The organism is Achromobacter sp. FW305-C-30-7 (genome assembly GCF_058783105.1).
The window spans coordinates 823696-837369 of the sequence record NZ_JBYSYI010000001.1; the positions used below are offsets into that span (position 1 = coordinate 823696).

Consider the following 13674-nt stretch of genomic DNA (forward strand, 5'->3'; position numbering starts at 1 on the left):
ACTTCACGGGGCTGATGTCCAGATTCCCCAACGACCGTCCATTGTCGGAATTCGACCGTGAACATCGCTTGCTGCAGAAAAAACGTCTCGACGTCCCGCTGCTGGCGCAGCTCTGCGTCGTGAAGATGAATTCCAACAGCTTGCTGTCGGTGGACCGCTGGTACGGCTGGCGGGGCTTCATCGCCTTGATCGGGGCCATAGGCGTGGCCTTTGGCGTGGGCGGCATCCTGATGCTGGCCTGGATCCTGGTGGTGGATAACGTGCCCAATGAGAATGGCCTCTGGGAGGCGATCTTCTTCGGCATGGCGATGTTCGCCGCGCTGGGGTTGGCTGGCGCCTGGGTCGCGTGCAAGGAGATGTTCCGCTGGACCTACTATCCGATTGCGCTGGATCGCAAGCACCGTCTGGTGCATGTGTTCCGGTTGGATGGCACCGTTTTGACCGCGCCCTGGGACAAGATCTACTTCACGCTGGGCCGGGGCAAGGGCACGTTCGGCTGGCTCAACTGGGACATACGCGGCCTGATCCTGGCCGAGGACGGCGTCACGGTGCAGGAGACCTTCGCCTTCTGCATCGCCACCAGCCGCGTGGAGAACGCCTATTCGCACTGGGAGTTCCTGCGCCGTTACATGGAGGAAGGCCCGCAGGCGGTGCTGGACGCGGTCCTGTACTGCATGCCGGTGGACGGCAAGCGCGAGAGCTTCGCCTTTTCCAAAGAGCGCGTTTTCGCCAACGACGCGCAAAGTCCGGGCTTCATGTATCTGATGATGATGCCGTTCAACTACTTGCACGCCATCATGCGCTGGGCAGTCATGCAGACCAGCAAGATCCCGGCGTTTCCGCCGGAGATCGAGGCTACGCTGCAGCCTGAGCCGGGCGACAAATACGTGCGCGACGCGTCGATGAATCCTGAGGATCTGCGCTAGGCGCGGCCCCTGCGGCGGCGCGGGCGCCTGTATTTGCGCCAGGCGGATTTGCGCTAGGATTACCCCGACCATTCCGCCCCTCCCCCTGGAGCCCCCCGCATGACCGACCTCAGCGCCTTCCCCATCACCAAGAAGTGGCCCGCCCGGCACCCCGACCGCATCCAGCTGTATTCGCTGCCCACGCCCAACGGCGTGAAGGTGTCGATCTTGCTGGAGGAGACCGGGTTGCCCTACGAGGTCCACCGGGTCAGCTTCGACGCCCGGGACCAGTTTTCCCCCGAGTTCCTGTCGCTCAGCCCGAACAACAAGATTCCGGCCATCCTCGATCCCAATGGCCCCGACGGCAAGCCGTTGGCACTGTTCGAGTCTGGCGCGATCCTGATCTACCTGGCCAGCAAGGCGGGCAAGTTCCTGCCGGCGGACACGGCGGGGCGCTACGAGACGCTGCAGTGGATCATGTTCCAGATGGGCGGCATCGGCCCGATGTTCGGCCAGCTGGGTTTCTTCCACAAATTCGCCGGCAAGGACTACGAGGACAAGCGTCCGCGCGACCGGTATGCGGAGGAGTCCAAGCGCCTGTTGAACGTGCTGGACCAACGGCTGGCGGGGCGCGACTGGGTAATGGGCGATGAATACACCATTGCCGATATCGCCATCCTGCCCTGGGTGCGCAATCTGGTGGGCTTCTATGGCGCGGGCGAGCTGGTGGAGTTCTCGCGCTTCAAGAATGTTGCACGGGTGCTGGAGGCTTTCGTGGCCCGCCCGGCGGTGGCCCGGGGCCTGACGATACCCGCCTGAGTCGGGGGGCGGCTGCGCGGCCGCTGCCTGAGCGGCCGCGTGCTTGCGGTTTCCCGTCGTCCGCTGCGGGCTTGCGGCAAATCAAACAAGCCCGCAAGTTATATGTTTTTCGGTCATTAACTTATTACTGAAAGGCGTAAGCTTCCTCCATAAGCTGGACAGGCCGTACGAACACCCCGACGTGCACGCTGCCCAGCGTGCAACGGAGGGCAGTAATGAAGAGGATCGGGATCAAGGTCGCGGTGGGCCTGCTGGCGGCTGCGGGCCTGGCCATCGGCGGCGCGCAGTTGCTGACCGCGAATCGCAAGGCCGACGCGGTGGCGTCCGTCGACGTCAACGACAGGCGGTTGGCCGAAGCCGGCGCCTACATCGCGCGCACGGGCGACTGCGTGGCCTGTCACAGCGTACCCAATGGCAAGCCCTTCGCGGGCGGCCTGGCGATGCAGACGCCGGTCGGCACCATTTATTCGTCGAACATCACGCCCGACAAGCAGACGGGTATCGGCGGCTACAGCTACGCGGATTTCAAGAACGCGGTTCAGTACGGCATCCGCAAGGACGGCACGCCGCTGTATCCGGCCATGCCGTATCCCTCGTACGCCATCATGCCGGACGCGGACGTCCAGGCGCTGTACGCCTACTTCATGTCGCAGGTGGAGCCCGTCAGCCAGCCCAGCGCGGATTCCACCATTCCGTGGCCGCTGAACATGCGCTGGCCCATGGCCTGGTGGCAGTTGCTGTTCGCGGGCAAGCGCGAGTTCGCGGCCCCGGCCGGCGCCGATGAAAAGCTGGTGCGCGGCGCCTATCTGGTCGAAGGCCCGGGCCACTGCGGCGCCTGCCACACGCCGCGCGGCCTGGCCTACCAGGAACAGGCGCTGTCCCTGGCGGACGGCGACGCCTTCCTGTCCGGCGCCGTGATCGACGGCTGGCGCGCCAAGAGCCTGCGCGGCGAGGCCCAAGGCCTGCAATCGTGGAGCGCGCAAGACATTGAACTGTTCCTGAAGACGGGCCGCACCGACAAGGTGGCGGCATTCGGCGCGATGGCCGACGTGGTTGAGCACAGCACGCGCTATTTCACCGATGGCGACCTTGCCAGCATCGCGGCCTACCTGAAGCAATTGCCTGCGACCGGCGGCAAGCTCGCCGCCTTCCCGCCCAAGGCCGACAGCACCACCGCATCCCTGCGCGACGGCCGCTACGACTCGCGCGGCGCGGTCATCTACGCGGAGCAGTGCGTGGTGTGCCACCGTGCCGACGGGCAGGGCATGCCGCGCATTTTCCCGGCGCTGGCGGGCAATTCGGCGGTGTTTGCGCAGAACCCACAGTCCATCATCCAGATCACGCTGGAAGGCGGCAGGATGCCATCCAACGACACGGATGCCATGACGTTCGCGATGCCGGGCTTCAAGCACCTGAGCGACCGCGATATCACAGACGTGATCAATTTCATCCGCACAGGATGGACCAACCAGGCGCCCGCGATCGGCGAGAAGGACGTCGCGCATATCCGCGAGTTCCTGGCCAGCAAGAAGCCGAACATCGGCGGAGGCAAGCATGAGTAAGCACATCAGGATCGCCGCGCTGCTGGCAGCTGCCATCGCCGTGGGCGGCTGGACGGCTGCCACGGCCGAACCCGAGGCCGCGGCGCCAGGCGCGCGCAGCACTTTCCCGGTGCTGGACAAGGACGGCAAGCGCCTGCCGGACTACACCATTCCAGCGGACACCCAGATCGCCGCGCAGCCCAACGCGGACCAGATCAACTACGGCAAGCGTCTCCTGACCGAGACGCGTCGCCTGCTGCCGCAGAACACGGGCGCCAGCCTGAACTGCAATAGCTGCCACGTGCAGGGTGGCAAGAAGCCGCTGGGTGCGCCCTACATCAACACGGTCAATTCGTTCCCGCAGTTCAATCCGCGCGCCAACCGGGTGGTGACGCTGGAGGATCGTATCAACGGCTGCTTCATGCGTTCGATGAACGGCAAGCCGCTGGAGAAGGACTCGGCGGAAATGCAGGCCATGATCGCCTACATGAAGTGGCTGGCCCAGGACGTGCCGCACGGCGCCAAGGTGCAGATCGAGAACGCCTGGCCGATAGACACCAAGCTCGTGCCCGACGCGGTGCGCGGCAAGAGCCTGTATGCGGCCCAATGCGCGTCCTGCCACGGCGCCAATGGCGAGGGCAAGAAGGACCATTCGGGCGATATCGCCTTTCCGCCCTTGTGGGGCGACGAGTCCTTCAATATCGGCGCGGGCCTGGCGCGCACCTACAAGGCCGCGGCCTTCATCCGCAACAGCATGCCGATGGGCGTGAACACGCATGGCAGCTGGGGCGAGGGCGGCGTGCTGTCGGACCAGGACGCGGTGGACGTGGCTGAATACTTCACCCACATGCCGCGCCCGGATTTCGCGGGCAAGGACAAGGACTGGCCGCAAGGCAAGAAACCGAAGGACGCGCGCTACTGAGGCGCCGCCGCCCAGCCTCTACAATCGGCCCTGTCATCCCTTATGGAAAGCCGGGGCCGCCCATGGAACTGCGCCAACTGCGTTACTTCGTCCGCGTCGTGGAGGCGGGCAGCATCGGCCGCGCCGCGCAGTCCATCGGCATGGTGACCTCGGCGCTCAGCCAGCAGATCAGCCGGCTGGAGGGCGAATTGTCCACCCGGCTGCTGCGGCGCAGCGCCAGCGGCGTGGAGCCCACCGACGCGGGGCTGGCGTTTTTCCGCCAGGCGCAGCTGGCGCTGCGCCACGCCGACGATGCGGTGCACGCGGCGCAGCAGGCCAGGCTGGCGGGCCACGTCAGCGTGGGCCTGCCTTCCACCACCGCCGCCATCCTCGGCGCGCCCTTCGTGCAAGCCATGAATGAGCGTTATCCCGACATCCGCCTGCATCTGGTGGAGGCGCTGTCGGGCCATTTGAGCGACATGCTCAACGGCCGCCTGCTGGACCTGGCCATCGTGTTCCAGGCCGAATCCGCGCGGCGCTGGAGCATTACGCCTTTGCTGGACGAGCCGCTGTTCCTGCTGGCCCATCCCGGCATGCCGGGTTTGCCGGCAGGCGACACCACCCGCATCGAAGCTATTGCGCATCTGCCGCTGGTCCTGCCCAGCGGACGCCACGGGCTGCGCGCGCTGGTCAACCACGCGTACCAGCAGTCGGGTCGCGCGCCGCTGGTGGCGGTGGAGGTGGATGGCCTGCCGGTGCTGATGGACGTGGTGCAGCTGGGTCATGTGGCCACCATCCAGCCCAGTTCCGCCATGGCGCGGATCGCGCCGGGTCAGTTGCACATGGCGCGCATCGACGACGCCCACCTGTACCGTCCCAATCTGCTGGCCAGCCTGTCCGAGGACGAGCTGTCGCCCGCGGCCCTGGCTGCCCGCCTGGTGCTGGCGGATGTCTCGCGCACGCTGGCGCGCGCGGGCAAATGGCCGGTGGTGACCCTTCACGATTCATGAAGACCTGTTGACGCCTGGCTGATATCGGCGGGTGCGCTTGCTCGCTACAGTCCGTTCCTTGGAAGAGGAACAATGGCATGGTCGATGTCTTGGTGGTGGGAGGGGGCAACGCGGCGCTGTGCGCGGCCCTGATGGCGCGAGAGGCCGGCGCCAGCGTGCTGCTGCTGGAAGCGGCGCCGCGCGAGTGGCGCGGCGGCAACTCGCAGCACACGCGCAATCTGCGCTGCATGCACGATGCGCCGCAGGACGTGCTGATCGAGGCCTACCCCGAGGAAGAATACTGGCAGGACCTGCTCAAGGTGACGGGCGGGCTGACCAACGAGCATCTGGCGCGCCTGGTCATCCGCGAATCCTCCACCTGTAGGGACTGGATGCGCCGCCACGGCGTGAATTTCCAGCCGCCGCTGTCGGGCGCGCTGCACGTAGCGCGCACCAACGCTTTCTTCATGGGCGGCGGCAAGGCTCTGGTCAACGCCTACTACCGCAGTGCCGAGGCGCTGGGCGTGCAGATCCGCTACGACGCCCCGGTCGACTCGCTGGAGCTGGACGGCGGGCGCTTCGTGGCCGCGCGCATCGGCGCTGAGCGCATCGAGGCGCGCGCCTGTGTGCTGGCGGCCGGCGGCTTCGAGTCCAACCGCGAGTGGCTGCGCGAGGCCTGGGGCCAGAACGAACGCGGCGAATGGCCGGCCGACAATTTCCTGATCCGCGGCACCCGCTACAACATGGGCGTGCTGCTGAAGTTCATGCTGGATGCGGGCGCGGACAGCATCGGCGATCCGTCGCAGTCGCATTGCGTGGCCATCGACGCGCGCGCGCCGCTGTACGACGGCGGCATCTGCACGCGCATCGACTGCGTGTCGCTGGGCGTGGTGGTCAACCGGGAGGCGCGCCGCTTCTATGACGAAGGCGAGGACTTCTGGCCCAAGCGTTACGCCATCTGGGGTCGCCTGACGGCCATGCAGCCGGGGCAGATCGCTTATTCCATCATCGACGCCAAGGCCGTGGGCCGCTTCATGCCGCCGGTATTCCCGGGCGTGCAGGCCGACACCTTGCCGGAACTGGCCGTGAAGCTGGGGCTGGATCCGGCGGTGTTCGAGCAGACGCTGCGCGACTACAACGCGGCCTGCCGCGTCGGCAAGTTCGACCACACCGCGCTGGACGACTGCCATACCGAGGGCCTGGCGCCGGCCAAGACGCACTGGGCGCGGTCCATCGACACCGCGCCATTCTATGGCTATGCCTTGCGGCCCGGCATTACCTTCACCTACCTGGGCCTGAAGGTGGATGACACCGCCGCGGTCCGGTTCAACGACATGCCCAGCGACAACCTGTTCGTCGCGGGCGAAATGATGGCTGGCAATGTGCTGGGCAAGGGCTATACGGCCGGGGTGGGCATGTCCATCGGCACGGCCTTCGGCCGCATCGCCGGCACCCGGGCCGCCGCCGCCGCGCGCGGCCGGCACCACGCGGAAGCACGATATGAAGCAGCTTGAAGCCCTGGCGCGCGAGGCGCAGTCCTTTTCCACGCCGCATGCCGAGGCGGCGCCCGTCATGGCCGAGCAGCCGGTGCGCTGGCTAGGCAAACAGGCCAAGCCCCAGGCGGAGCTTCTGACCGGCGATGAAACCGAAGTCGCCCGCGTCATGCAGATCTGCAACGCCTGCCGCTATTGCGAAGGATTCTGCGCGGTGTTTCCCGCCATGACCCGCCGCCTGGAATTCGGCAAAGCCGATCTGAACTACCTGGCCAATCTGTGCCACAACTGCGGCGCCTGTTTGCACGCTTGCCAGTACGCGCCGCCGCACGAGTTCGCGGTGAACGTGCCGCAGGCCATGGCCCGGGTCCGGATGCAGACCTACACCGATTACGCCTGGCCCGCGGCGCTGGGCGCGCTGTACAAGCGCAATGGCCTGGTGTTGTCGCTGGCGACCGCCGCCGGTCTGGCGCTGTTCCTGACGCTGGCCGTACTGATGGCGGGCGGCCTGTTCCACGAGCCGATGGCCGGCAACTTCTATGCCGTGTTTCCGCACAACACGCTGGCGCTGATGTTCGGCGTGGTGTTCGGATTCTCGATGCTGGCCTTGGGCGTGGGCGTGACGCGCTTCTGGCGCAATGTCAGCCCGGGGGCGGCCACGGGCGCCGCGGTAGCGGAGGCGGCGCACGACGCGCTGCGGCTGCGCTATCTGGATGGGGGGCATGGCAAGGGCTGCAACAACGCGGACGACGCCTTCACCTTGTGGCGCCGCCGGTTCCATCACTTCACGTTCTATGGGTTCATGCTGTGCTTCGCCGCTACCTGTGTGGCGACGCTGTACCACTATCTGCTGGACCTGCAGGCGCCGTATCCGTTCTGGAGCGCGCCGGTGCTGCTGGGCACGACGGGCGGCATCGGCCTGCTGATCGGGCCGGCGGGGCTGCTGTGGTTGAACTTCAAGCGCCATCCGCAGCAGGGCGACGCGGCGCAAAAACCCATGGACCGCGGCTTCATTGCGCTGCTGTTCCTGACCAGCGCCACCGGCCTGGCCTTGCTGGCCGGCCGCGACGGCGGCGCGATGGCGCTGCTGCTGGCGATTCATCTGGGCGTGGTGATGGCGCTGTTCCTGACCTTGCCCTACGGCAAGTTCGCCCATGGCATCTACCGTTCTGCCGCGCTGCTGAAATGGGCCATCGAGAAACGCCAGCCCAACAAGCTGCAGCTGGGCTCGGACTGAAGGGCCGCGTAGTCGCGGGGATTTGACGGCGCCCGCCGACGGCGCCGCGACCGATAACAAACCAGGAGACTTCAATGTTCCGTACTTCCTTGCTGGCGCGCACCGCGCTGGCCGCCTGTCTGCTGCCGGCCTTGCCGGCGGCGCAAGCCCAGTCCTTCCCCACGAAGCCGATCACGCTGGTGGTGCCGCATTCCGCGGGCGGCACCTCGGACATTCTGGCGCGCACCGTCGCGGCCGAGGCCGCCAAGACCCTGGGGCAGACCATCGTCATCGACAACAAGGGCGGCGCCAACGGCACCATCGCCGCCAAACAGGTGGCCACGTCCGCGCCCGACGGCTACACGCTGTTGCTGGCCACCGCCAGCACGCATGGCATCAACCCGTCCTTGTATTCGCGCATTTCCTACGACGCAGTGAAGGACTTCACGCCCGTCACGCTGCTGGCCACGGTGCCCAACGTGCTGGTGGTGGGCAAGCAGGTGCAGGCCGCGAACGTGCAGGAGCTGGTCGCCTATATCCGGTCGCAGGGCGACAAGATCAACATGGGATCGGCCGGCGCGGGCACGCCCGGCCACCTGGCTGGCGAGATGTTCAAGAGCGCCGCGAAGCTCCAGTTCACGCACATTCCCTATAAGGGCGGCAGCCCCGCCATCACCGACCTGATCGGCGGCCAGATCGACTTCATGTTCACCACCATCCCTGGCGTGCTGCCGCACGTGAAGGCAGGCACGCTGCGCGCGCTGGCGGTCACGTCGCCGCAGCGCTCGCCCGCTATGCCGGATATTCCGACCATGGCGGAATCGGGCCTGCCGGGCTTTCAGGCCGTGTCGTGGCACGGCATCGTCGCGCCGGCCGGCACGCCCGATGCCGTCGTCGCCACCTTGAACCAGGCCCTGAGCGGTGCGCTGGCGGCGCCGGCCGTCAAGCAGCGCCTGATGGAGGAGGGCGCGCAGGCTTCCAGCCTGAACACCGCGGCGTTTGGCGCCTTCATCCAGAGCGAGATCGCGGCGTGGGCCAAGGCGGTCAAGGACTCGGGCGCGACCGCGAACTGAGGCCGGTGGCATGCCGGGGGCGGTATCTTAGAATAGCGCATGCTGATAACTGCCCTGCTTACGACGCTGGTCCTGGCGTCGGGTAACGCCGCCGCCTTCGAGCTTTCCTGCATTTATTCGGACAAGACCGACGAAGGCGTGTTCGACATCGTGGAACACTGCGCCCGCGAGGAAAACGGCGGCATCGTCTTCAATCCCGAGATCCTGCGCCGGATGCAATTCGGCGACGATGGCTTGACGCCCGCAGGCGTCGGCGAAGCCTGGCGCTGGGTGCGGCCTGACGGCCGGTCGGTGCCGGTGATCACGTACGACAATGGCCCGGACGAGTTCGAGGAAGGGCTTGCGCGCGGGCGCCGGCCGGAAGGCATGGCGTACTACGACAAGCAGCTGAACCTGGCACTGGCCACCTCCTATGCGTGGGCCGAGCCTTTCAGCGGCGGCCTGGCCGCGGTCTGCAGCCGTTGCGTCATCGTGCCGGAAGGCGAGCACTCGGTGGTGGTCGGCGGCGATTGGGGCGCGATCGACCGCAAGGGCGCGTTGGTGCTGCCTCTGCGGCCGGACGCGGCATCCTTGCGCAGCGAACTGGAAGCCGCGAGAAAGCGCTGAGGGTTACGCCGGGGATCAGCCGCCGGCCAGCAGCTTGCCCAGCGTCGCCATGCCCTGTTCCATCTCCGGATTCCAGGGATGCCCGCCGTTCAACCGCAGGAAGTTGCCGAAGCCGCCGGACGCCGAAAACAGCGGACCCGGGGCGATGCTGATGCCGTGCCCGAGCGCCGCACGGTGCACCTTGAGCGTGTCGATGTGGGCCGGCAGCTCCACCCATACAAAGTAGCCCCCCAGCGGCCGCGTGGCGCGCGTGCCCTTGGGAAAGTAGCGGGCGATGGCTTGCAGCAGTTCCCCTTGCTGCTGGGCCAGCGCCTGGCGGAATTGGCGCAGGTGGCGGTCGAAGCCGCCCTTTTCCAGATAGGCGGCGATGGCGGCCTGGGTGGGCGCCGCGGTCGCCAGGCTGATGGTGAGCTTGTTGCGCATGATGCGCCGCGTATAGCGGCCGGCGGCCACCCAGCCCACGCGGTAGCCCGGCGCCAGGGTCTTGGAGAACGAAGAACAGTGCATCACGATGCCGTCGCGATCGAAGGCCTTGGCCGGGCGCGGGCGGCTTTCACCGAAGTACAGCTCGCCGTAGACGTCGTCCTCGATCAGCGCCACGTCGTGGCTGGCCAAGAGCCGCACCAGCGCTTCCTTCTTGTCGTCGGGCATCAGGCTGCCCAATGGATTCTGGAAGTTGGTCATGAGCCAGCAGGCCTTGGGGCGATGGCGTAGGATGGCCTGCTCCAGCGCTTGCAGGTCTATGCCTTCGCGCGGATGCGTGGCCACTTCGATGGCGTGCAGGTGGTTGCGTTCCAGCGATTGCAGCGCGGCGTAGAAGGTGGGCGACTCGACGATGACCGCGTCGCCGGGGCTGGTGACCGCCGCCAGGCTCAGGTTCAGCGCGTCCAGCGCGCCGTTGGTGATGATGATGTCGTCCACCGGCACCGACATGCCGTCGGCCAGGTAGCGCAGCGCGATGGCGCGGCGCAGCGCGGCGTCGCCCGGGCTGAGGTCGTCGATCGAGCCCCAGGGATCCAGGCGCTGGACCGTGGACGCCATGAACTTCGCCAGGCGTCCGTAGGGCAGCAGCGACGGGTTGGGAAAGGCCGAGCCGAAGGGCAGCATGTCGCGGCGCAGGGTAGCGTTGAGCACCTGCAGCACGTTGTCGCTGACGTCCACCGGATGGCGCCCGGCGTTGGCGCTGGACAGGCCGTCGAGTTCCGGCAGCGTGGCGTGCGGCGCGCGCAGCACGTAATAGCCGGAGCGGTCGCGGGCGCGGATCAGGCCGCGCGCCTCCAGCAGGTAATAGGCCTTGAACACCGTCGAGGGGCTGACCCCGCGGCTGGCGCTGGTCTGCCGCACCGAGGGCAGGCGGTCGCCCGCCCGCAGCAGGCCCGATCGGATCGAGGCGGTGATTTCTTCTGTCAGCCGTTCATAGCGCTTCATGGGCGGGTCCGTTTGCGTGGGTCGGAATCAGGTCGACATGCCGATGGCTCGCATCACCAGGCGCAGCGCATAGGCGGCCACGCCCAGCGCCGCGACGCTGCATGCCCAGATCATCGCCAGCCAGAGCAGGCGGCTGCGCCACGAGGGCAGGGAGGGTTGGGAGTGGTTCATCAGTGGAACTCCTCGCCGAGACGCACCTTGCCCCGGAACACGTAGTACGACCAAGCGGTGTACATGAGGATAATCGGAATGATCGCCAGCGCTCCCACCAGCGCGAAGCCCTGGCTTTGCGGCGGGGCGGATGCGGTCCAGATGGACACGTCGGGCGGGATGATGGCGGGCCAGATGCTGATGCCCAGGCCGCTGTAGCCCAGGAACAGCAGCGCCAGCGATAGCATGAAGGGACCGGCGTTGGGCATGCCCTTGACGCGGCGGATGAGGTCAAAGCCGGCCGCCGCGACCAGCAGTGGCACGGGCAGGAACCAGAACATGTTCGGCAGGCTGAACCAGCGCTGCGCGATCTGCGGCTGCGCCAGCGGCGTCCAGACGCTGAGCGCCGCGATCACGGCCAGCAGCGCCAGCGTCAGCGGCCGGGCGATGTCGCACATGTGGCGGTGCAGGCGGCCTTCGGTCTTCATGATGAGCCAGGTGCAGCCGAGCAGCGCATAGGCCACCACCAGTCCCGCGCCGGTGAACAGCGAGAACGGGCTGATCCAGTCCCAGGCGCCGCCCTGGTAGGCGCGGTCCACCACCGGGATGCCTTCGATGTAGGCGCCCAGCGTCACACCCTGGAAGAAGGTGGCGCACACGGAGCCGAGCACGAAAGCGCGGTCCCACAGCGGACGGTGGTGTTCGTCCGCCTTGAAGCGGAATTCGAACGCCACGCCGCGGAAGATCAGGCCCAGCAGCATGAACACCAGCGGCAGGTGCAGCGCGCTCAGGATCACCGAGTAGGCCAGCGGGAACGCCGCCATCAGGCCGGCGCCGCCCAGCACCAGCCAGGTTTCGTTGCCGTCCCACACGGGCGCCACGGTGTTGACCATGACGTCGCGTTCCTCGCGGTCATTGATCAGCGGAAAGAGGATGCCGATGCCCAGATCGAAGCCATCCATGATCACGTACATCATCACGCCGAACAGGATGATGACGGCCCATACCAGTGCAAGGTCGATGCCCATGGCCTCAGACTCCCGAATGCTTGCGTTGCGCGGGCTCGATGCCCGCCAGGGTGGAGGCGGCCGACAGCGGCCGCGAGGGCTGGCGCGGTTCGCCCGGGCCGCCCGACAGCGGCGCGTGGCCGGGGGCGGGGCTGGGACCCATGCGGATCAGGCGCAGCATGTACGACACGCCGGCGCCGAACACCAGCAGGTACACCACCACGAACAGCGCCAGCGTCAGTGTCAGTTCGCCCAGCCCGTGCGGCGTGGCCGCGTCGGCGGTACGCATGACGCCGTACACCACCCAGGGCTGACGGCCGATCTCCGTGACATACCAGCCCGCCAGGATCGCGATCAGTCCGGACGGCCCCATCCACAGCGCGAAGCGGTGCAGCCAGCGCGATTCGTACAGCTTGCCGCGCCAGCGCGACCACAACGCCCAGGCTGCCAGGGCGATCATCAGCATGCCCAGGCCCGCCATCACGCGGAACGACCAGAATACGGCCGTGGCGTTGGGGCGGTCTTCCGGCGGATACGACTTCAGGCCGGGGAACTGGCCGTCCCAGCTGTGCGTGAGGATCAGGCTGCCCAGGCGCGGGATGTTCACCGCGTAGCGCGTTTCCTCGCGCTCCATGTCGGGGATGCCGAACAGCGTCAGCGGCACGCCGGCGCCGGGCTCGTTTTCCCAATGGCCTTCGATGGCGGCGATCTTGGCGGGCTGGTGCTTCAGCGTGTTCAGGCCATGGAAGTCGCCGACCACGGCTTGCAGCGGCGCCACCAGCAGCAGCATGCCCATCGCCATCGCGAACATCTTCTTCACGGCCGGGCTGCGGTCGCCGCGCAGCAGGTGCCAGGCGCCGGAAGCGCCCACCATCAGCGCGGTCGCCAGGAACGCGGCGATGCCCATGTGCGCCAGGCGGTAGGGGAAGGACGGGTTGAAGATGACCGCCAGCCAGTCCGTGGGCACCACGCGGCCGTCCAGGATTTCGTAGCCGGCGGGCGTCTGCATCCAGCTGTTGGACGCCAGGATCCAGGTGGCCGACACCAGCGTGCCCAGGGCCACCATCACGGTCGAAAAGAAATGCAGGCCCGGCCCCACGCGCGACCAGCCGAACAGCATCACGCCGAGGAAGCCGGCTTCCAGGAAGAAGGCGGTCAGCACTTCATAGGCCAACAGGGGCCCGGTCACGCTGCCGGCGAAATCGGAGAAGAAACTCCAGTTGGTGCCGAACTGATACGCCATCACCAGGCCGGACACCACGCCCATGCCGAAGTTGACGGCGAAGATCTTGGTCCAGAAATGGTAGAGGTCGCGGTAGACGGTGTTGCGCGTGCGCAGCCACAGTCCTTCCAGCACGGCGAGGTAGCTGGCCAGGCCAATGGTGATGGCGGGGAAGATGATGTGAAACGAGATGGTGAAGCCGAACTGTATTCGGGCAAGCAATAGCGCGTCGCTATCCATGGCGGTATTCCTGACTTCTACGCCAGCGCGCCTCAACCGCCACAAGACGGCGTGCACTGACGGGTGTTTGAACTACACCCTGAA

Annotated in this window: 13 protein-coding genes; 9 read left to right on the forward strand and 4 right to left on the reverse strand. The window is 67.1% G+C overall.

Features of this window, described 5'->3' with window-relative positions; all coding sequences use genetic code 11:
- Positions 1–14: 14 nt before the first annotated feature.
- The 9 genes from AC3WOB_RS03860 to AC3WOB_RS03900 all read left to right on the forward strand — a co-directional run bounded on the left by AC3WOB_RS03860 (position 15) and on the right by AC3WOB_RS03900 (position 9543).
- Positions 15–926, forward strand: a complete 912-nt coding sequence (locus AC3WOB_RS03860) for a DUF6708 domain-containing protein (protein WP_492274249.1) — start codon at positions 15–17, stop codon at positions 924–926.
- A gap of 99 nt (positions 927–1025) precedes the next feature.
- Positions 1026–1724, forward strand: a complete 699-nt coding sequence (locus AC3WOB_RS03865; protein ID WP_454696445.1) for a glutathione S-transferase N-terminal domain-containing protein — start codon at positions 1026–1028, stop codon at positions 1722–1724.
- 215 nt (positions 1725–1939) lie between these two features.
- Positions 1940–3286, forward strand: a complete 1347-nt coding sequence (locus tag AC3WOB_RS03870) for a c-type cytochrome (protein WP_492274250.1) — start codon at positions 1940–1942, stop codon at positions 3284–3286.
- Positions 3279–4187: a c-type cytochrome gene (locus AC3WOB_RS03875; protein WP_013396278.1), complete on the forward strand. Its 909-nt coding sequence runs from the start codon at positions 3279–3281 to the stop codon at positions 4185–4187. The genes AC3WOB_RS03870 and AC3WOB_RS03875 overlap by 8 nt, the downstream gene beginning before the upstream one ends.
- Positions 4188–4249: 62 nt before the next feature.
- A complete protein-coding gene (locus tag AC3WOB_RS03880; protein ID WP_013396277.1) occupies positions 4250–5176 on the forward strand; it encodes a LysR family transcriptional regulator in 927 nt (308 codons plus the stop codon).
- A 77-nt stretch (positions 5177–5253) separates the two neighbouring features.
- Entirely contained in the window at positions 5254–6669 is a 1416-nt protein-coding gene (gene tcuA, locus AC3WOB_RS03885; protein ID WP_492274251.1) for an FAD-dependent tricarballylate dehydrogenase TcuA, read from the forward strand.
- Positions 6656–7885, forward strand: a complete 1230-nt coding sequence (gene tcuB / locus AC3WOB_RS03890) for a tricarballylate utilization 4Fe-4S protein TcuB (protein WP_492274252.1) — start codon at positions 6656–6658, stop codon at positions 7883–7885. Before tcuA ends, tcuB begins: the two co-directional genes overlap by 14 nt.
- A gap of 74 nt (positions 7886–7959) precedes the next feature.
- The gene (locus AC3WOB_RS03895; protein ID WP_492274253.1) at positions 7960–8937 is read left to right on the forward strand and encodes a Bug family tripartite tricarboxylate transporter substrate binding protein; all 978 of its coding nucleotides are present in this window, start codon (positions 7960–7962) and stop codon (positions 8935–8937) included.
- Between the two features lie 39 nt (positions 8938–8976).
- The gene (locus tag AC3WOB_RS03900; protein WP_492274254.1) at positions 8977–9543 is read left to right on the forward strand and encodes a WG repeat-containing protein; all 567 of its coding nucleotides are present in this window, start codon (positions 8977–8979) and stop codon (positions 9541–9543) included.
- A 15-nt stretch (positions 9544–9558) separates the two neighbouring features.
- Here AC3WOB_RS03900 and AC3WOB_RS03905 read toward each other — a convergent pair whose 3' ends face one another.
- The 4 genes from AC3WOB_RS03905 to AC3WOB_RS03920 are packed head-to-tail and all read right to left on the reverse strand — an operon-like array spanning position 9559 to position 13590.
- Positions 9559–10971 (reverse strand): aminotransferase-like domain-containing protein, encoded by a 1413-nt coding sequence (locus tag AC3WOB_RS03905; protein ID WP_492274255.1) that lies wholly within the window; start codon positions 10969–10971, stop codon positions 9559–9561.
- A 27-nt stretch (positions 10972–10998) separates the two neighbouring features.
- Entirely contained in the window at positions 10999–11142 is a 144-nt protein-coding gene (locus AC3WOB_RS03910) for a DUF2474 domain-containing protein (protein WP_013396269.1), read from the reverse strand.
- Complete coding sequence (cydB, locus tag AC3WOB_RS03915; protein ID WP_013396268.1) at positions 11142–12149, reverse strand: cytochrome d ubiquinol oxidase subunit II; 1008 nt, start codon at positions 12147–12149, stop codon at positions 11142–11144. Before cydB ends, AC3WOB_RS03910 begins: the two co-directional genes overlap by 1 nt.
- Positions 12150–12153: 4 nt before the next feature.
- A complete protein-coding gene (locus AC3WOB_RS03920; RefSeq protein WP_013396267.1) occupies positions 12154–13590 on the reverse strand; it encodes a cytochrome ubiquinol oxidase subunit I in 1437 nt (478 codons plus the stop codon).
- Positions 13591–13674: the final 84 nt, after the last annotated feature.